The organism is Vibrio sp. QJM3NY_35, assembly GCF_057785915.1.
Genome location: NZ_CM173508.1, coordinates 1,710,699 through 1,728,965, shown reverse-complemented (window position 1 = coordinate 1,728,965; position 18,267 = coordinate 1,710,699). Strand labels below are relative to the sequence as shown.

18 protein-coding genes and 1 pseudogene are annotated in these 18,267 nt (G+C 44.7%); 14 read left to right on the top strand and 5 right to left on the bottom strand.

Annotated features, from left to right (window positions below):
• Window positions 1-14: 14 nt before the first annotated feature.
• Genes AC3CH3_RS22880 through AC3CH3_RS22865 form a run of 4 tightly spaced genes read left to right on the top strand, consistent with a single transcriptional unit; the run spans window position 15 to window position 3,485 of the window.
• Entirely contained in the window at window positions 15-950 is a 936-nt protein-coding gene (locus AC3CH3_RS22880; RefSeq protein ID WP_488538540.1) for a metal ABC transporter solute-binding protein, Zn/Mn family, read from the top strand.
• Window positions 950-1,684 carry a metal ABC transporter ATP-binding protein gene (locus AC3CH3_RS22875; RefSeq protein ID WP_428784995.1) on the top strand — a complete coding sequence of 245 codons (735 nt, stop codon included), beginning with the start codon at window positions 950-952 and terminating at the stop codon, window positions 1,682-1,684. Before AC3CH3_RS22880 ends, AC3CH3_RS22875 begins: the two co-directional genes overlap by 1 nt.
• Window positions 1,684-2,559: a metal ABC transporter permease gene (locus AC3CH3_RS22870; protein WP_488538539.1), complete on the top strand. Its 876-nt coding sequence runs from the start codon at window positions 1,684-1,686 to the stop codon at window positions 2,557-2,559. The genes AC3CH3_RS22875 and AC3CH3_RS22870 overlap by 1 nt, the downstream gene beginning before the upstream one ends.
• Window positions 2,560-2,561: 2 nt before the next feature.
• A complete protein-coding gene (locus tag AC3CH3_RS22865) occupies window positions 2,562-3,485 on the top strand; it encodes an ABC transporter substrate-binding protein (RefSeq protein WP_065206161.1) in 924 nt (307 codons plus the stop codon).
• A 139-nt stretch (window positions 3,486-3,624) separates the two neighbouring features.
• Here AC3CH3_RS22865 and AC3CH3_RS22860 read toward each other — a convergent pair whose 3' ends face one another.
• Window positions 3,625-3,855, bottom strand: coding sequence for a DUF2986 domain-containing protein (locus AC3CH3_RS22860; protein ID WP_065206160.1), 231 nt, complete (start codon window positions 3,853-3,855; stop codon window positions 3,625-3,627).
• A gap of 97 nt (window positions 3,856-3,952) precedes the next feature.
• Here AC3CH3_RS22860 and AC3CH3_RS22855 point away from each other — a divergent pair, with 97 nt between their 5' ends.
• On the top strand, window positions 3,953-4,468 hold the full coding sequence (locus AC3CH3_RS22855; protein ID WP_065206159.1) for a GNAT family N-acetyltransferase: 516 nt from the start codon (window positions 3,953-3,955) through the stop codon (window positions 4,466-4,468).
• A gap of 2 nt (window positions 4,469-4,470) precedes the next feature.
• On the top strand, window positions 4,471-4,866 hold the full coding sequence (locus tag AC3CH3_RS22850; RefSeq protein ID WP_171314411.1) for a nitrous oxide-stimulated promoter family protein: 396 nt from the start codon (window positions 4,471-4,473) through the stop codon (window positions 4,864-4,866).
• Between the two features lie 146 nt (window positions 4,867-5,012).
• Here AC3CH3_RS22850 and AC3CH3_RS22845 read toward each other — a convergent pair whose 3' ends face one another.
• Window positions 5,013-6,410, bottom strand: coding sequence for an MATE family efflux transporter (locus AC3CH3_RS22845; RefSeq protein ID WP_114635308.1), 1,398 nt, complete (start codon window positions 6,408-6,410; stop codon window positions 5,013-5,015).
• Window positions 6,411-6,460: 50 nt separating this feature from the next.
• On the opposite strand from AC3CH3_RS22845, the gene AC3CH3_RS22840 reads away from it, so the two are divergent.
• The 3 genes from AC3CH3_RS22840 (at window position 6,461) to AC3CH3_RS22830 (ending at window position 8,362) form a co-directional block, all read left to right on the top strand.
• Window positions 6,461-7,354: a helix-turn-helix transcriptional regulator gene (locus AC3CH3_RS22840; RefSeq protein ID WP_488538538.1), complete on the top strand. Its 894-nt coding sequence runs from the start codon at window positions 6,461-6,463 to the stop codon at window positions 7,352-7,354.
• A 172-nt stretch (window positions 7,355-7,526) separates the two neighbouring features.
• Entirely contained in the window at window positions 7,527-7,871 is a 345-nt protein-coding gene (locus tag AC3CH3_RS22835) for a winged helix-turn-helix domain-containing protein (RefSeq protein ID WP_488538537.1), read from the top strand.
• Window positions 7,872-8,026: 155 nt separating this feature from the next.
• On the top strand, window positions 8,027-8,362 hold the full coding sequence (locus AC3CH3_RS22830; protein WP_017109589.1) for a helix-turn-helix domain-containing protein: 336 nt from the start codon (window positions 8,027-8,029) through the stop codon (window positions 8,360-8,362).
• A 227-nt stretch (window positions 8,363-8,589) separates the two neighbouring features.
• Here AC3CH3_RS22830 and AC3CH3_RS22825 read toward each other — a convergent pair whose 3' ends face one another.
• Together AC3CH3_RS22825 and AC3CH3_RS22820 are read right to left on the bottom strand one after the other, a co-directional pair.
• On the bottom strand, window positions 8,590-9,741 hold the full coding sequence (locus tag AC3CH3_RS22825) for an MFS transporter (protein WP_017109590.1): 1,152 nt from the start codon (window positions 9,739-9,741) through the stop codon (window positions 8,590-8,592).
• Window positions 9,742-10,011: 270 nt separating this feature from the next.
• Entirely contained in the window at window positions 10,012-11,037 is a 1,026-nt protein-coding gene (locus AC3CH3_RS22820; RefSeq protein WP_488538536.1) for an AraC family transcriptional regulator, read from the bottom strand.
• A 370-nt stretch (window positions 11,038-11,407) separates the two neighbouring features.
• On the opposite strand from AC3CH3_RS22820, the gene AC3CH3_RS22815 reads away from it, so the two are divergent.
• Window positions 11,408-12,991 (top strand): long-chain-fatty-acid--CoA ligase, encoded by a 1,584-nt coding sequence (locus AC3CH3_RS22815; protein WP_488538535.1) that lies wholly within the window; start codon window positions 11,408-11,410, stop codon window positions 12,989-12,991.
• A complete protein-coding gene (locus tag AC3CH3_RS22810) occupies window positions 12,984-14,633 on the top strand; it encodes a GMC family oxidoreductase (protein ID WP_488538534.1) in 1,650 nt (549 codons plus the stop codon). Before AC3CH3_RS22815 ends, AC3CH3_RS22810 begins: the two co-directional genes overlap by 8 nt.
• Window positions 14,634-14,777: 144 nt before the next feature.
• Here AC3CH3_RS22810 and trxC read toward each other — a convergent pair whose 3' ends face one another.
• The gene (gene trxC / locus AC3CH3_RS22805) at window positions 14,778-15,212 is read right to left on the bottom strand and encodes a thioredoxin TrxC (RefSeq protein WP_004731082.1); all 435 of its coding nucleotides are present in this window, start codon (window positions 15,210-15,212) and stop codon (window positions 14,778-14,780) included.
• Between the two features lie 122 nt (window positions 15,213-15,334).
• Here trxC and AC3CH3_RS22800 point away from each other — a divergent pair, with 122 nt between their 5' ends.
• From AC3CH3_RS22800 to AC3CH3_RS22790, 3 genes and pseudogenes are all read left to right on the top strand, one after another.
• On the top strand, window positions 15,335-16,432 hold the full coding sequence (locus AC3CH3_RS22800; RefSeq protein ID WP_488539091.1) for a beta-ketoacyl-ACP synthase 3: 1,098 nt from the start codon (window positions 15,335-15,337) through the stop codon (window positions 16,430-16,432).
• Window positions 16,433-16,454: 22 nt separating this feature from the next.
• Window positions 16,455-16,833, top strand: a pseudogene (locus AC3CH3_RS22795) (GNAT family N-acetyltransferase).
• A 99-nt stretch (window positions 16,834-16,932) separates the two neighbouring features.
• Complete coding sequence (locus AC3CH3_RS22790) at window positions 16,933-18,165, top strand: glycosyltransferase (protein WP_488538533.1); 1,233 nt, start codon at window positions 16,933-16,935, stop codon at window positions 18,163-18,165.
• Window positions 18,166-18,267 lie beyond the last annotated feature (102 nt).

The following is an 18,267-nucleotide window of genomic DNA, read 5'->3' as shown; positions in this document are numbered from 1 at the left end:
ATAAGAGATTTACTATGCGAATTATGACTCTGTTCATGTCGTTATTGGCGGTGTTAATGACACCCAATGCATTAGCAAAAGAATATAAGATCGACAGTGATAAGCTGACGATTGGCATAACCCTTCAGCCTTATTTCAGCTACGTAAAAGCCGTGGTGGGTGACAAAGTGAACATTCTTCCTTTGGTTGATGCTGGATTTAATCCTCATAACTACTTACCGCAACCCAATGATTTAAAGCGATTGAGCCAGATGGATGCGATTGTGGTAAACGGTATTGGTCACGATGACTTCGCGCTTAAAGTGATTTCAGCCGCGCAACGTGATGACTTAGTGGTGATCGAAGCGAACAAAGAAGTGCCTCTACTTCCAGCATTAGGCCAGTCTGTTGGTCAAGGTGCCGTGAACCCGCATACGTTTGTTGGTCTTTCGACAACGATTCAAAAGGTTTACACCATCGCGAGTGAAGTCTCTAAGCTCGACCCAGACAACGCTACGTTTTATCGCAAGAACGCACGTAAATACGCCAAGCAATTTCGTTTTATGAAGCGTGATGCGATGTTGTCATTAGGTGAACTCGATACTTCAGGCATGAAAGTGGCGACCACGCACAATGCTTATGGGTACATTCTGCAAGAGTTTGGTGTTGATGTCGCGGCGGTGATTGAGCCAGCACACGGTGTTGAGCCAAGTGCGAGCCAACTGCAAGATACGATCGAAAAGATCCGCGCTTCGGGCATTGATGTTCTGTTCTATGAGCTCAACATGCCAAACCGCTTTGTTGACACCATTGAAGCGGAAACAGGTGTTCAGCTTTACCGTTTTTCTCACATGACGCATGGCGAATATGAAGACGATAAAGTGGAAGTTGAGATGAAGAAAAACCTAGAAACGTTAATCGAAGCAATGAAATTTGCGGCGGCGAACCAAGTTAAAAGCGGGAACGCATAATGTTAGGTCCATCAATCTCAATTAATAAACTCGGCCTGCAATACGATAACAATGTGATTCTTGATGATATCTCGCTAGAACTTAAAGCGGGTGAGTGTCATGTGATTATGGGACCAAACGGTGGAGGCAAAACTTCTTTGTTGCGATCTGTACTTGGACTTACGCCTTTCTCTGGTCAAATCAATATCCACTGGCCAGAAAAGCCAAGTATTGGTTACGTTCCGCAAAAAGCGACGTTCGAGTCGAGCTTACCTTTGACGGTAATGGACTTCGTATTGCTTAACCAAACGCGAATCCCGTTGTTTTGGCGTCGCAAATCTAAGCAATTGGATCTTGCACTCGCACAGTTAGATCGCGTTGGTATGGCGACACGCAGCGACCGCCGTATGGGACAGTTATCCGGTGGTGAGCAGCAACGGGTGTTGTTTGCTCAAGCGTTGTTGGATAACCCAAGCTTACTGGTGTTGGATGAACCAACGACCGGTATGGATGAGCAGGGCGTTCGGTATCTTGAATCTCTAATTCGTGAATGTGTTGATGAAGGCCGTACGATCCTTGCGGTTCACCATGATGTAACCGCAGTGCGTCGCCTTGAAGCGAATGTGCATGTTGTGAATCGATTCTTGGTGGATAGTGGTCCACATGAACAGGTACTACATCCAAGTAAGATTGAGAGTCTATTCCAGCACTACAGCAGTGGCGCAGCTATCGTTAAATCGAAGGAGGTTGCGTAATGGATTGGTTACGACAACTTGCCATAAGTGGCGTTGAAGCGGGTTGGTTATCAGACAGCTTCATGTATGCGTTTATGGTGAATGCCTTGGTTGCGGCGCTATTACTTGGCCCGTTATTAGGTGGCCTTGGAACTTTGGTGATTGCAAAGCGTCTCGCTTTTTTCTCTGAAGCGGTAGGTCACGCCGCATTAACTGGTATTGCTATCGGTGTTTTGCTTGGTGAGCCACCAGAAAACCCAATTATTGGTCTGTTTAGTTTCTGTATGATCTTTGCTTTGCTTCTTCATTTTGTAAGAAACAGAACCAATGTGCCATACGATACTTTAGTCGGAGTTTTCCTTGCGCTAGCATTGGCAGTAGGCGCGGCATTGCTGATGTACGTAGTACGTAAGATCAATATCCACATGCTTGAGAACGTGTTATTTGGATCGATTCTGACAGTAACAGACCAAGATTTAGCAATTCTCGCAGGCAGCTGCGCGATCATCATTTTGCTCTTGATACCGACGTTCAACCGCATTCTTTTGACTTGTATTAGCCCCGATATTGCCAAGGTTCGTGGCTATAACACCAGCTTCTACGACTACCTGTTTGTCATGATGATCACTCTAGTGACGATTGCAGCGGTGAAAATAGTGGGTGCGGTTCTGGTTGGCGCGTTATTGCTGATTCCTGGAGCTACGGCTCGATTGCTGACTAAACGCATGGGCAGCTTTGTTTTGTTGTCTGCGTTACTGGCAACCATCGCGTGTTTGGTCGGAACAGTATTACCGATGGAACTTAAACTGCCAGTGCCATCCGGTGCTTCAATCATCATCGTTTCTGCAACGTTTTTCCTAGCGGCAACGCTATACCGAATTGTAAGAAAGGCATAATCATGACTTCTTTAATGAATCGTATTTCAAGTTCACTAAAAGCAACGGCTCAAGTGAGTGCGGTCAGCAGCATGTTGTTAGGTGCCTCAATGGTGTCTTTCAGCGCTAATGCCGAAGATATCCTAACCAGTACGCCGGTGACCTATGCGTTGGCGACTGAGCTCACCAAAGGCACTGACATTACGACTGAATACTTACCACCAAAACGCTACGGTATTGATCGCTTGCCTAATTGGTTTGGCACTAAGGGGGCGAGCAAAGTCCTTCAATCAGGAGAAAAGGCGACCGTAGCATTAACGCTGTCATCTATCTGGCAAGCTGATCCTACATTTGTATACGCAAGACAAGGCAACATCCGTTTGGTTGAGGTTGATGCGGCTCAAGCGATTACTCCACGCGCACAAGGTGTTGCAGCGCTGACGTTATCGAGTGGTGATGTGTCTAAGTTCGCGTGGTTAAACCCAACTAACTTAACGCGTATGGCCGCTATCGTGGCTGACGACTTTAAGTTGTTGTGGCCAGAACAAGCTGAAATTATTGATAGTAATTTGCAGCGCGTGATGCTTGATGTTCGTGAACTGATTAACAAGCAACAAGCGGTGTTACTGGATAACGACGTAGATTCAGTATTGTTGCTTTCAGAAAGCTTGGAAGACTTTGCTTCGGGTAGCCAACTGTTTGTTGAAGACCGCATGTTCAAAGCAGAGCTTGAATGGACAGAGCAAGATATAGCGAAACTCAAAGCGATGTTTTCAGAAGACGATGCACTGTGGTTAGTCACAGCGAAAAAGCCGACGACGTTGATTAAGTCACTGGTGCCTAATGAACGAATTCTTGTTGTAGACTCGGTAGACCGTTGGGGAAGTGCAGGCATTAATACAAAAGCGCCGTTCGCACGCTGGGAAGTTGAGCCTTTCAAAGGTTAAGTGGCTAAAACAAGTTAGCTAATAAACCGCTCGTTCAAAAAACACGATCAAAAAAGCAGCCCAAATAGAGGCTGCTTTTTTTGTTCTTGTCCGTAGGCTCTGGTCAGAGTGCTGGGCAAGAATACTGCGAGTTTAAAACTTACTCTGCAGCTTTTGTATCTTTAGTTTCGATACCAGCTTCTTCAGATTCAACAGAAGCTTCTACCGATCCTTCCGCTTGCTCTTGAGCGGCTTTTGCTTGCTCTTCAGCTTCCATTTTTGCGCGGTCAGCTTTAGAAATATAGCGAGGCTTGTTGCTACCATGCAGTTTAGACGTCGCCTGTTTCTGTCTTTTCTTTAGAATTTGATTGATTTTTTTCTTACGGTTCATTGCTGCATAGCCTTGTATTTAGTTTATGCGGTGGAGGATAATCATTTTAGATCTAGAACTCAATATTTACATGCTATCCAGCAAGGAAAATATCACTATGCAGGCAGTCGAGACCGCACGTTTACGATTAAGAATGATCACACCTCAAGATGCGGTGTTTATCCAACGATTATATGGCTCAGAAGATTTCCTGCGTTACATCGGAGACAAGGAAATCAGCGACGTAGTCAAGGCTGTTGAATACATCGAAAACAACATTCTAAAAATGCATCAAGAGAAAGGTGTGTGCTTATTGGTGGTTGAAATAAAAGATCCCTCAACGCCAATTGGAGTATGCGGCTTAATCAAACGAGATAACTTAGAGTCGCATGATATTGGCTACGGTTTTGTTCCTGAAGTCTATGGCCAAGGTTTTGCATTAGAAGCGGCACAAGCGATAATTGAACAAGCTAAGCATAATGCTGATATCGATCATTTAGTTGCCATCACTACCTCTGATAACATTCGAAGTATCGCACTGCTGACTAAGTTGGGTTTTGTGTTTGAGCGAGTCGAGGACGTGTTAAGTGAAAGCGTCAACCTCAACCTGTACGGTTTATCACTGAGTAATTAATCATGTTTCAACATAACAATATTCTGCAAGGCGAACTCGCAACCGAGTACAAAACCGTTATCGCGATGGTGCACATCTATTGCAAAGATCATCACGATGCCGTTCGTTTGGACAACGCGTTATGTGAAGAGTGCGAGCAACTGTTGCGTTATGCCGAAACACGACTTGATCGCTGTCCTTATGGCGAGGCGAAACCAACCTGCAATAAGTGTCCAATTCATTGCTATAAGCCTGACCCTAAAGAGCAGATGCGTTTAGTGATGCGATATGCTGGGCCAAGAATGCTACTCAAGCATCCGATTTTAGCGATACGACATTTGATACATGAGAAGCGGAAAGTGCCAGAGAAGCCATTGCCGAATGTGTCGAACCGCCATATCCGAATGAATAAGAAGTAACACATTGTTTACTGTGTGAAAGTATGTGTAATGTGAAAGTAATCGAAACAAAAAAGGTCTGATTACTCAGACCTTTTTGATGTAGATACACTTCTATCTAAGCTTGAATGCAGCTAGGTAGCTAGGTAGCTAGGTAGACAGGTAACTTATGCCGCTTGAGGCTCGTCGTAGGTCACTGTGAGGTTGTTGATCCAGCGTCGGCTCAAGTATCGGTGCGAGCATATAGCTAACTTCACCACTTCTTCTACCAACATCAGACCATAGATGTATTTGAAATCCCATCCAGCGACAAACGCACCGTAAACACATACTGGAATACCCACCATCCACATCGCGATGAAATCCATTCGCAGGCAAAAAGCGTTATCACCACCAGCACGAATAATACCGTTAATGATCACCATGTTGAGCATACGAATGACTACCGCAAAACACATAATAGTCATTGCAGGTGCAGCGAGTGGGTACAATGCATCGGTAGAAAGGTTTAGCCATGATAGAACATGTTCTTTACCCATAAACAGTAGCAACCCAACGACCGCGCCAAAACCAACGACGGCTTTAATGAATGTTAGACCCATGCTCATCGCGTCATCAAATTCATCACGGCCTAATGAATGGCCTAACAAAACAGAACACGCCACTGAAATACCAAAGAAGATCGAGTAACACAGAGATTCAAATGGTGCGAGCATCGAGAACACCGCAAGCTCAGTCGTGCCCATGTGACCGAAAATCATTTGATATGCCATGGTACCCATTGCCCACAACACAGCATTCATCGTCAACGGCAAAGCAATGCGACGGTAAGACATCCACAATGATGGGCGATGTGGCGAGCTCGGTGTCGTTAATAGCCAATGTTTACGCATACGCATGTAGCTATACATCAAGCCCACTTGAATTAATCGCGCTAAGGTTGTCGCCAATGCCGCACCTGCGACGCCCATTGCTGGAATGCCGAAAGCACCTTTAATAAGAATGAAGTTAAGCGCAATGTTGAGTGCGATGGTAACGCCACCTAATAATAGTGGAGTTACGGTGTCACCTGATGAGCGCATGCTTGCTTCTACCACGACAACAATGTGAGTCAGAAGTAGAACAGGGAAGCCATACCATAGGTAAGTCGCGCCAAGTTCAATCACGGTTTGATCGCTGGTTTGCAACATCATTAAAAACTGAGAACCAAGAGTGATGATTGCAGTAACAGGCAACAGAACTTTTAAGCCAAATATCATCGCAATCGAGGATACTGTTCGTGCGCTTTTTCGGTCATTCTTTCCCCAGTATTGAGCGACTAATGTACCGTTTGCTGAGGCCAACCCTGCCATAATCATAATCGCAACGAAGTGCCATTTTGATGCAATTCCCACAGCTGCAGCTGCTTCCATACCATAATCACTGACCATTAATACGTCAGCAAGGGCAAGAATAGCGACAAGCGCACTTTGCAAAGCAACAGGCAAACCAAGTTTAACGATACGAGGTAAGATACTCTCTGGCTTGTTATTCATAGATGAGTTAGGGTTGATGTTAGTTGTCATAAGCTCTCCGATTTATGGCAGAACTATAGTGTTTTGAGCGAAATAACAACATGTTTAAAAAACAACAAAACCTGTGCGAATCCGTCATTGATTCAATGAGACCAAAATCAACTTGGCGCGATGATGTTTTTCTCGCTGAACAGTGCAAAGAACGTTTTTTGACCGTTGAAGATATTCCAGAGATGAAAAGCTTTGGTGTCTATATGGGCGGTATGGCGAAGCTATATGATGGCTACTGGGTTGAGCGCGAATCCGTTAATGTTCATACGTTGATTTTTACTCAAGAAGGGGGCGGAATTCTAACCACTTCAACCTCGGTACAAGCGATTACACCTTATACGCTGGCGGTTCTTCCTGCCGAAACCCCATTTCGTTTTGAACTCGATCCTCAATACAATTATTGGAAAATGGCGTGGATGCTAACGCCCGATACGCAGCAATGGCAGCACATAGCAAGTTTAGGTCAGGGGATAGTGCCGTTCGGAGAGTGTGAGCAGATCTGGTCATTAATGAACTTGGTTTACTTTGAGATAGGCGGTAGAGCCAGTTACCGTAAGTTGCTCTTGAGTGAAATCATCCGAACGTTGACGGGGTTTGAACCCAAATCGACCAGCACCACAGCACGTGTTCAAGCACTCTATAACGAGATTGAAAGCAGTCTGCACCAGCCATGGACCGTCGCAGGGATGGCAGAACGTGTTTTCATCAGTGAAGAACAGTTAAACCGAGTCACTAAGTCGTTGTTTAACGTGTCTCCACGTAGCAAGTTGATACAACTGAGAATGGACAAAGCGACCAGCTTGTTGAAGCAGCAAGATTGGTCAGTGTCGATGATTGCCAACCGCTTAGGCTACAAAGATCCTTATAACTTCTCACATCGCTTTAAAAAGCATTTTGGTTTATCGCCAAGTCAATATCGAAAGAGTCATCGGGTCTCAGGCTAAACAGTGGGACTGCTGAAGCATCAAATCTATACATAATATAAAACAGTGTTCATTTGCAACATCTAATAACGGCGCAATGCAGTAAATTTACTGTATTGTTCGCCGCTGACGTTATGTACTTTCCTCCTACTTTTATGACAATGGTTAAGGCTTACAAAATTAGAGGTTAGTGATGCCACAAGATGCGACAGAGATACTCGACTTTGAATCAGACAGAAAAATCGTAATTAATATGAGAGAATTCCATACGAAAACGAAACTTGTCCGAAAAGCTGGCTGTGGTTCGATTGTCGGGACGTTATCCGAGCCTCATCGTAAGGTACTTTTTTATCTTTACGAGAATAAAGGTGAGGTGATCAGCAAGGATATTTTGAAGCGTGTTGGCTGGGCTGGCAAGTCTGTCACTTCGGCTTCTGTGCTTGTGGCTATTTTTGAAATACGCGGAATGATAGACTGTAAATTCATCTACACCATACCTAATGAAGGCTATATGTTAGAGACTGACTCCTACTGTTGATAATCTGTTCATATTCTAATAATAAAAATTTAATCTCTTTACCGTATACGCCACTTTCATTATCTTCGATTTTAAACGTCCATTTATAAGTGACGTTATTAAACACATCTCTTAATGAAGTTGTGTCGTTGGTTGCTCTGTTAGGGAATATGAATATGGATACTTACCCAGTAATTGAAGGTAATAAAGTTGAAAGCAATGCGGTATTGGAGGTAAACGGTAAGGTTATTGAGCTAAATACGAAGCTCATACGAAACGTTGACAATGGTTATGTGCTTGGAACGATGCCATTAGCGTACAGAAAAATCATTTTATTTATGAATCGGCATCGCGGACAGTTATTCAGTGTTCGTCAGCTTAAGAATATCGGTTGGGAAAGTGAGAAAGTCACCAATTCGTCGGTAATTGTCGCTATTTCTGAGATACGCTCAATTTTAGGTGATGGTTTGATCTTAACGATCACTGGTGAAGGTTACGTTTTCCAGCCTTAAATAGCATTTGCTTCAGCAGCGTTTTCGTCATTAACACAGTTTTGATAAATCGAACGATTTCAATATATTGAGCGTTAGTCCCCCCCTACGTATCAAAAAGGGCGCTTCCTTCAGGCCAATAGCCTTTAATGAAGAGCCCCAATAATATCGACTCGTTTAGAATGGTCAGAACTGTTTAACCAATTATCTACTATTTACTCCCTGCGATTTACTCATTACCTGCTATATCACTCGCCAGCAATCTGTAGAGGAGAGCGCTTTAGACTTGCGATTAACATGTAAATCGTTGTCGCTAGCAGAGACGCAAACAGGTAAGTAAATAGTCCTGCTTGAGAGTCCATAAAGCTATCCGCAACTAATGGTCCTGCGACTGAACCGATGCTGTAACACAACAGCATAACCTGAGTCACTGATACCAGATAGCTTGGGTCTAAGTTACGACAACCTAAGTTAATCGCAATTGGGTAAAGTGCGAATGTTGCCATGCCCAGTACGAATAGGCTCATGCCTAGTACGTAGAAATCATGGTTTATCGTTAGTACACCAATGCTTGCAACCCCTAGTAGGCTGAACAGAGCCATTAATAACACTTGTCCTATGTGGTGAGATAACCATGTCACCATCGGCTGAACAGCCATACCACCCATAATTACTAACGCCATCAAACCACCAATATCTTGGTGTGCGATGTTGCGCTGAGCGAGCTCTACAGGCATCAAGCCATAAATAGAACCAAGTGTTAGCCCCGATACAATACAACCAATTAGTGCGCTGTGGCTCAGTTTGCTGATTTGCTTAAGTGATAAAGACTTAGCATCGTGAATTTGTGGTGCTGTCGCTTGTCCGTACATCAACACAATGATCGCACCAAACAACAAGGTGAACATTGCAATGAAAGGCACGCCGCCTGTAATACCAAGGTATCCAATGCCAAGTTGACCAACAGCAGATCCGCCGTATAGCGAACACATGTAAACCCCTAAACGTTTCGCACGCTGAGATTCATCACCGCTCATTAGCCAAGATTCTACAATCACGAAGATACCTGCAACAGCCACACCAGCCACAAAGCGAGCTAATAGCCATACCGCTTGGTGTGGGATCAATGGCAATACAAGGATCGTTGCGATGAAGACACTCAATGCAATGACGAACGCGTCTTTGTGACCAACGCGAGCGATCGCACGCTCAATCAATAACGTACCCGCTAAAAGACCTGCATAAAAGGCACTCGCCAACCAACTCGATAGATTACTGTCTAAGCCATACTCAGACAGCATTAATGGTAATGAACTCATTAAGTAGCCTGAAGCGATCGCGTAAAAAGACAATGCAATAACAGGAACAGTTATGCGAGTTGTTGGTTGGATGTTGTCCAATGCAGGAGCCTCTAAATAGTAAAAGAAACGATGAATTTTCCGCGACTATGGGGGAGAAACTGAATTGGGTAAAACGAATAAAAATGGTCGTTAAGATAAAAGAAATCTATCGTGTTTGTTGGCTAAAATACCGTTGTGATATTTCATGTTTTCGCGATATTTTCTGCGGTTAAATAGCCGATAAAGCGTTGTTCAAACGACTATTTAATTTGAAAGAGGGAGAGAGATTCGTTGTATTCATCAGATTTTAATTTAGGGCGTTTAATCGTGTTAGACCACTTCTTTTCGGTATTGTCTGGGCGAGCTTCCACTCCATTTACGAAAGGCATGTCGAAAGTTAGCGCTGTCTGAAAACCCAACGCGCTCAGATATTTCTTCAATGCTCATTTGAGTTGAAGAAAGGTAGTGTCGAGAAAGGTGAAAACGAACGTGGTCAAGTATCTTCTGGTAACTCGTATCGACGGCTTTGAGGTGTCGGCGCAGCGTTCGAGAAGACATCCCCAATTCTGATGAAATAGATTCTATCGAAGGGTAACAGCCCGGTCTCTCTAGCAGCATTTGAGAGACTTTTTCTTTTAGGCTGGTGGACGCACTGACTTTTGCCAACATGTCGTCACACGATTTCAGACACATCTGCAGCGTGATGGTATTGGCGGTAGGAAGAGGCGAGTACAAACTTGTTGCATCAAACTGCCATTCAAGGTGATCACTATTGAATTCAACGGGGCAACGGAAAATCTCTGTGTAGAGGTCGCCGTATTCTGGCTTCGGGTAAGGGAAGCGGATCACTTGAGATGGGAATGGTTGTTGCAGTACTTCTTCACACAGGCTTTGAATTGCGGTGAACCAATATTCGCAACAAAATGGCAGCAGCGAGTCCAAGTCGATCAGCTGCTCGGCTCTAAAGTATCCAACGTTATCTTCTACTGACATCGTTTTTCTAAGTACAGGGCCAGCAAGCTGCAGATATTTAAATCCAATCAGCAAAGCATCTAACAGCGTTTCACTACTGAATACCGCATAACCTAGAACACCAAAGTCGCTAAACCGTGCCTGTTGGCCGACTCTTAACCCTAAACCGCCTTTATCAGTGTTCGCCAATGCGTTACTGAACACCGCCAACTTTTGCGCCAAGGTAATGTGGGTGTCTGGCGTGTTGAGTTGCAGAGCATCAATGTTACTGCCTTCCAATAATGCTTCGATATTGAGGGCGGGTGACATATAGCGATGCAGTAATTGAAGATCAAGAATACCGAATGCTTGCATATCGGGTTCGTAGACTGCGGTGTATTCCATAGGATGCCTCTTGTTGAATATTCCCATCTTAACCGAACTCTTAACATTTACGCTTGTCGCCTGTTCTCACTTTCCCAAGCTTGTTCAAACTTTTGCTTTATGTGTGCAAGGTTTTACAAGGCCTGATAGAGCTGTGTCCGAATATCACCGGTTTTTGTCTTTTTGAAACCTGTTCGAAATGTTATCAAAATGTTGTAATTTGATGGGTTGCATATTGGAACATCTTAAACATTTTGCTCAATAAATACTCTTACCTACATGACACACCAATGTGCAGGCTTTGATAGCAACAAAGACAACACTTATTACAACGATTAAAACGTCTAAGGCGAATGTGACCGCTAGGTCAAGCCGAATAAGGAGATCATGGATGCACAATCTTGCTGTTAACTTGGAGCGCAGCGCTTCGCTTTTTCCAACTAAAGCCGCTCTGCGTATGGGATCGGATGAAATCAGCTTTTCTCAGTTAGAACAACTTTCTGGAAACGTGGCTGCTAACTTGAAAAGACTTGGGTTGCAGAAAGGAGATAAGGTAGCGTTGTCATGCCCGAACGTGACTTACTTTCCGATAGCCTATTACGGGATTCTAAAAGCGGGTTGTGTAGTCGTGCCTTTGAACGTGTTATTCAAGGCCAGAGAGATCGCTTATCACCTTAATGACTCTAACGCGAAGGCCTATTTATGTTTTGACGGCAGTGAAGAGCTTCCAATTGGTCGCTATGGTTTACAAGGTTTTGAGCAGGCAAATCAGTGTGAATATTTTATTGAGATGCCACTCCCAACAAGCTCAGGAACTCCTTCAGAAGCACATCAGCAACATGAATCGATTACCGACTGGATGGCACAACCTTTGGCTTCGTTTGAGTCTGTGGCGTGCAATGGTGATGATACAGCTGTAATTCTGTATACCTCAGGTACTACAGGTCAGCCAAAAGGCGCAGAGCTTTCACACACCAACATGCAAACCAATGCGATGTCGTCACAATATTTGATGAGATTGGAATACAGCGATACGACAATGGCCACGCTCCCTTTGTTCCACAGCTTCGGCCAAACCGTCATGATGAACGCTAGTGTGTTAACGGGTTCAACCATGGTATTGATTCCGCGTTTTGAACCATCGTTTGTGATTGAACAGATCATTAGCCACAAAGTCAGTGTGTTTGCGGGCGTACCTACTATGTATATCGCGTTGTTGCGAGCAGAAGAAGAGTCGTTAGAGCGCTCTGAACAAGTCAAACACAGCTTAAGGCTTGGCGTGTCTGGTGGGGCTTCTATGCCGCTTGAGGTTATTCGTCAATTTGAATCTCGATTCGAACTTCCAGTATTGGAAGGTTATGGGCTGTCTGAAACTGCGCCAGTTGCTACCTTTAACCATATTGATGGTGATCGCTTGTCGGGCAGTGTTGGCCAACCCTTGTGTGGTCACCTCATCAAAATAACAGACATACAGGGTAATTCTGTCGCCATGGGAGAGTTGGGCGAAGTTTGCATCAAAAGTCCAAGTGTCATGAAAGGCTACTATCAAAGACCAGAAGCCACGGCGGAAGCCATTAGAGATGGTTGGTTCCTAACAGGAGATATCGGACGCACCGATGAGCATGGCAACTTGTTCATTGCTGACCGAGTGAAAGACATGATTATCCGTGGTGGCTACAACGTGTATCCGCGCGAAGTTGAAGAAGTCTTGATGTGTCATCCTGATGTCGAAATGGTCGCAGTTGTGGGCGAGCATCATGATCGCCTAGGCGAAGAGATTCACGCGCATGTGGTGCTTCATGAACATACACAATGTGATAGCCAAGCACTGATAGCTTGGTGTCGTGAACAATTAGCCGACTACAAATACCCTCGCAAGGTGTTCATTCGTAAAGCTCTGCCAATGACGGCGACAGGCAAAATTTTGAAACGAGAATTACACCCACTAGAAATAGCGGAGATGACCAATGGATAGTTATGATTTTATTATTGTTGGCGGTGGTTCTGCGGGTTGTGTCATGGCTTCGCGGTTGTCGGAAGACCCGAATGTCACTGTTTGCTTGTTAGAAGCGGGCGGTAAAGACACGAGCCCATTCATTCATACTCCGGTTGGCGTGGTGGCAATGATGCCAACCAAACTGAATAATTGGGCTTTTGAAACCGTTAAACAACCGGGTTTGAACGGCCGCAAAGGTTACCAACCGAGAGGCAAGACACTTGGCGGCTCTAGTTCTATCAATGCCATGATGTACGCTCGTGGGCACCGTTATGATTACGACACATGGGAAAGTTTGGGTAACACTGGGTGGGATTATGAATCGTGTCTGCCTTACTTTAAGAAAGCAGAAAATAACGAAGTTCACCAAGATGAGTATCACGGCCAAGGTGGTCCATTGAATGTGGCTAACCTTCGATCGCCAAGTCCGATGTTGGAACGTTACTTAACAGCATGTGAGTCGATAGGGGTTCCTCGTAATGAAGACATCAACGGTGCTGCTCAATTTGGTGCGATGCCGACTCAGGTGACTCAGATTAATGGTGAACGATGCAGTGCTGCCAAGGCTTATTTAACGCCAAACCTTTCGAGGGAAAATCTTACGGTCGTGACCAAGGCAACCACGCATAAGATCTTGTTTGAGGGGAAGAAAGCGGTTGGGATCGAGTATGGTTCTAACGGCAAGCGTTATCAGATCCGATGCAACAAAGAAGTGATTCTATCCGCTGGCGCCTTTGGTTCCCCACAATTGCTGTTATTGTCGGGTGTCGGCGCTAAAGGTGAATTGGAGGCGCATGGTATCGAACAGGTTCATGAGTTGCCTGGAGTGGGTAAGAACCTTCAAGACCATATCGACTTAGTACATTCGTACAAATGCAGTGAAAAACGTGAAACTTTCGGTATCTCGTTGCAAATGGCCTCTGAAATGACCAAAGCCTTACCGCTCTGGCACAAAGAACGCCGTGGCAAGATGACCAGTAATTTTGCAGAAGGGATAGGTTTTCTCTGTTCAGAAGATCATATCGCCGTGCCGGATTTAGAGTTTGTATTTGTCGTCGCTGTGGTTGATGACCATGCCCGAAAAATACATACCAGTCATGGATTTACGTCTCATGTCACCTTGCTACGACCGAAAAGCATAGGCACCGTAACGCTCAATAGTCGTGACCCTTATGATCAGCCTAAGATCGACCCTGCGTTTTTCAGTCATCCAGAAGATATGGAGATTATGATTAAGGGCTGGAAGAAACAGTACCAAATGCTAGAAAGCTCGGCGTTTGATGATATCCGTGGCAATGCTTTTTACCCAGTCGACGCAAGTGACGATAAGGCTATCGAGCAAGATATTCGTAACCGTGCGGATACCCAATATCATCCAGTCGGAACCTGCAAAATGGGGACTAATGATGATTCGCTGGCCGTGGTAGATAACGATCTTAAAGTCTATGGGTTGATTAATTTAAGAGTCATTGATGCTTCTGTGATGCCGACATTAGTGGGAGCGAATACCAATGCGCCAACCATTATGATTGCCGAGAAAGTCGCAGACCAGATCAAACAGGAATACGAGTTAGGTAAGCAAGAAGCTGGCATTAAAGCGAAAGGCGAAGCTGTGGTTTAAATCAAGAAGTTAAGTGATAACCATTAATAAAACAGTAGGTTAGAGAGTCTTGGTTTGATAAGACTCTCTAACCTATTTTTGTGTGCTTACTTAGAATTAAGTAATGCTAAATCGATAGCTTAACTAATAGTCTAAATAATAGTGTTATTTGGTTAGAGCTTGATTAAGCCACTGATCAAATTGGCCTTTTGGTAACGCACCGTTAATCGTATCGACACGTTTGCCATCTTTAAACACCATCACCGTCGGAATACTTCTGATTTGGTACATTGCGGCAAGCTGTTGCTGAGCTTCAGTATCAATCTTAACGAATCGAACATCTCCAGAACGCTCTTTTGCAACGTCGCTGAACACGGGCGCGAAGCCCACACATGGGTTACACCATGTTGCCCAGAAATCGACAACTACAGGTTGTGAACTGTTCAAGATAGATTGGAAATTAAGTGACGTTCCCTCGATAGGAGCGCCATCGAGCAGTGCTGTTTTGCACTTACCACAAGTTGGGCTTTCTGAAATTCTTTCTGAAGGAACTCGGTTTACGCCATTACAAGAAGGGCAGCGTGTGTTGAATGTAGACATAACTTTCTCTTTTTATTGCAACTCCGTGGCTAACGCGATTTACGAATCACGCACAGAGCGCTTATACTGTTTAAAACAAGAATACGATACTTAAATAAAAACAAACAATAAACAGGTAAATGATGACAAAATTTTACGCCGAAATTACTGGCTGGGGAAAGTGTCTGCCACCAGCCGTGCTGTCCAATGATGATTTAAGCACTTTCATTGATACGTCTGACGAGTGGATTCGAACTCGAACTGGTATCGAAAACCGTCGTATCAGTCATGTAAATACCTCTGAACTTGCGACTGTTGCAGCGAAACATGCAATGGCGTGTGCTGGCCTAACGGCTGAAGATATCGATCTTGTTATCATCGCGACGTGCAGCCCAGACTCACTTATCCCAAACACCGCATCTAAGGTTCAACAGAATCTAGGCATTAAGAGTGCAGCGGCTTTCGACCTTAATGCGGCATGTACTGGCTTCATTTACGGTGTTGAAACGGCGACTCGACTGATTCAAGCGGGTAACTACCGCAACGCTATCGTTGTGGGCGCAGAACGTTTGTCATTCTTCATTGATTGGACCAAGCGTGATACCGCGGTTCTTTTCGGTGATGGCGCTGGCGCTGTGGTTCTATCCCGCACCGAAGAACAAGTTGGCTTACAAGAAGCTCAGATCGGTTGTGATGCTGAAGGTCGTGATATTCTAGCGGTACCAAAATTCGGTACATCTATGGATCGTTTTGCTGCGGACAACGGTTATTGGGACTTTGACTTCGTTGGTAAAGAGATCTTCAAACGTGCAGTGAAAGGCATGGGCGCAGCGGCACATACAGTATTGAGCCGCACTGGTATCTCAACCGACAACATTGACGTTGTGATTCCGCACCAAGCGAACATCCGAATCATTCAAACTCTGTGTGATATGGCGGGTATCGATCGCGATAAAGCGTTTGTTAACATCCAAAATTACGGCAACACATCCGCTGCGACTGTACCAATCGCATTGTGTGAATCGCTAGAGCAAGGTTTCGTTAAGCCTAACGACAATATTCTTGTTGCAGCGTTTGGTGCGGGTTTAACGTGGGGTGCTGGCCATATTAAATGGGGTAGCCGTGTTGAGCCGCTAGGTCAATCAGATGCTAAGCTTCCAGAAGCAGATAAGTCGGCTTTAGAGCTTTTAGAAAGAGCCATTTTACACTGTAAAACGCGTCCTAATTCTGAGAATGGGTAGTAGCATCGCGCAAGTTCGTTTTATGACAAAAGCCGACCTTGATGGGGCGGCTTTAGTTCACCAAGCTACTTTTGTTCGACAGCAAAACTCAAAATATTGGTTACAATGTAACTTAAGCGCTGCACCACGCTTTCTTAACTTTGTTGCGGAGAGTGAAGGCGAGGTCGTGGGTTACATCATCTGGGTTCAGAAAAGCGGATTTAGACCTGAAGCTGTTTTAGAACTAGAGCAACTTGCCGTGCTCGACGCTAAAACATGTATTGGTGACCACCAGAGCAGACAACTTTGCACAAAAGCTTTATCAATCGACGCTGGGTGCAGAAGTCGAAACCACGATTTCAAACCTGTACTCTGCTGATGAAGTGCTTATGATAGTTCGCAATGTAGGTGAGCGAATCTGATCGCTGAGTTTTTAGAACCAATTATAATCAGCGGTATAAATTGATTTACGTTTAATTAGGGACTTCTACAGTCCCTTTTGTTATTTCTTAGGAAGTGTTTTGAAGAAAGTTTTAGCAATAGGCTACGTTTGGCCAGAACCGAATTCATCGGCGGCTGGCAGCCACATGATGTCTCTTTTACGTCTATTTAAGAGACAAGGTTGGTCAGTTGAATTTGCAACACCCGCTCAAGAAACCGAGCACATGATTGATCTCTCTGAAGAGGGCATTACAAGCCAATCTATACAGTTAAATTGCGATAGCTTTGACGATTATATTGAAGAGCTGCAGCCCGATGTCGTGATGTTTGACCGTTTTATGATGGAAGAACAGTTTGGTTGGCGTGTCGAGAAAGTATGCCCGAATGCCTTTAAGTTACTGGATACGGAAGACTTACAGTTTCTACGTAATGCTCGACACGAAGCCGTTAAGAAAGAAACGGAACTGACCAAAGCACACTTGTACAGCGACTTGGCTAAACGTGAAATTGCCGCGATTCTACGCTGTGATCTTTCGTTGATCATTTCAAGTTACGAGATGGAACTTCTTCAATCTGAGTTCAATATCGATCCCAAACTGCTTCATCATCTGCCTTTCATGGTTGATCTTAATACGCTACCTGAAAGCACGAAAAGCTTTGAAGAACGTAAGCACTTCATGACGATAGGCAATTTTAGACACGCACCTAACTGGGATGCTGTGCTTCAGTTACAGAAGATTTGGCCGAAGATTCGCAAACAGCTACCTGACACTGAACTTCATATTTATGGATCGTATCCGCCGCCAAAAGCGACTGCATTACACAACCCTAAAACCGGTTTCCATATCAAAGGTTGGGCAAAAGACGCTCAAGAAGTGATGGAGCAGGCACGTGTGTGTGTTGCACCTCTACGATTTGGCGCGGGAATTAAAGGCAAGTTGCTTGATGCGATGAAGTTACAAACTCCGAATGTGACGAGCGAAATTGGTAGTGAAGGCATGTTACCGCAAGGTGAGTTGCAATGGCCTGGCGCAGTTGCAGGCGATATCGACGAGTTTGTTGAAGCTGCCGTTGCCCTCTATAAAGATGAAGAGAAGTGGCTGAAGGCACAAAGCCAATGTCATGCGATCCTTGAAGCGCACTACGAGCAGAATCAACTGGGTGACAAATTGATCGAGCGTTTGATTGCGCTAGAGTCCGAGCTTGAATCACATCGACTGGATAACTTCATTGGCTCTATGCTGAAGCACCACAGCATGGCGAGCACTAAGTACATGTCGCAGTGGATTGCTGAGAAGAACAAGATCAAATAGCTGTTTTTTTTCCAAAGACAGAATAAATCTTAAGCCCTTAGGTTAACGCCTAGGGGCTTTTTTATGGGGGACGCTTTTCGACTTTTGGCTTTAGACACTAGA

Coding starts and splice junctions, on each gene's coding strand:
- AC3CH3_RS22880 (WP_488538540.1), top strand. CDS start 15: ATGCGAATTATGACTCTGTTCATGTCGTTATTGGCGGTGTTAATGACA.
- AC3CH3_RS22875 (WP_428784995.1), top strand. CDS start 950: ATGTTAGGTCCATCAATCTCAATTAATAAACTCGGCCTGCAATACGAT.
- AC3CH3_RS22870 (WP_488538539.1), top strand. CDS start 1,684: ATGGATTGGTTACGACAACTTGCCATAAGTGGCGTTGAAGCGGGTTGG.
- AC3CH3_RS22865 (WP_065206161.1), top strand. CDS start 2,562: ATGACTTCTTTAATGAATCGTATTTCAAGTTCACTAAAAGCAACGGCT.
- AC3CH3_RS22860 (WP_065206160.1), bottom strand. CDS start 3,855: ATGAACCGTAAGAAAAAAATCAATCAAATTCTAAAGAAAAGACAGAAA.
- AC3CH3_RS22855 (WP_065206159.1), top strand. CDS start 3,953: ATGCAGGCAGTCGAGACCGCACGTTTACGATTAAGAATGATCACACCT.
- AC3CH3_RS22850 (WP_171314411.1), top strand. CDS start 4,471: ATGTTTCAACATAACAATATTCTGCAAGGCGAACTCGCAACCGAGTAC.
- AC3CH3_RS22845 (WP_114635308.1), bottom strand. CDS start 6,410: ATGACAACTAACATCAACCCTAACTCATCTATGAATAACAAGCCAGAG.
- AC3CH3_RS22840 (WP_488538538.1), top strand. CDS start 6,461: ATGTTTAAAAAACAACAAAACCTGTGCGAATCCGTCATTGATTCAATG.
- AC3CH3_RS22835 (WP_488538537.1), top strand. CDS start 7,527: ATGCCACAAGATGCGACAGAGATACTCGACTTTGAATCAGACAGAAAA.
- AC3CH3_RS22830 (WP_017109589.1), top strand. CDS start 8,027: ATGGATACTTACCCAGTAATTGAAGGTAATAAAGTTGAAAGCAATGCG.
- AC3CH3_RS22820 (WP_488538536.1), bottom strand. CDS start 11,037: ATGGAATACACCGCAGTCTACGAACCCGATATGCAAGCATTCGGTATT.
- AC3CH3_RS22815 (WP_488538535.1), top strand. CDS start 11,408: ATGCACAATCTTGCTGTTAACTTGGAGCGCAGCGCTTCGCTTTTTCCA.
- AC3CH3_RS22810 (WP_488538534.1), top strand. CDS start 12,984: ATGGATAGTTATGATTTTATTATTGTTGGCGGTGGTTCTGCGGGTTGT.
- trxC (WP_004731082.1), bottom strand. CDS start 15,212: ATGTCTACATTCAACACACGCTGCCCTTCTTGTAATGGCGTAAACCGA.
- AC3CH3_RS22800 (WP_488539091.1), top strand. CDS start 15,335: ATGACAAAATTTTACGCCGAAATTACTGGCTGGGGAAAGTGTCTGCCA.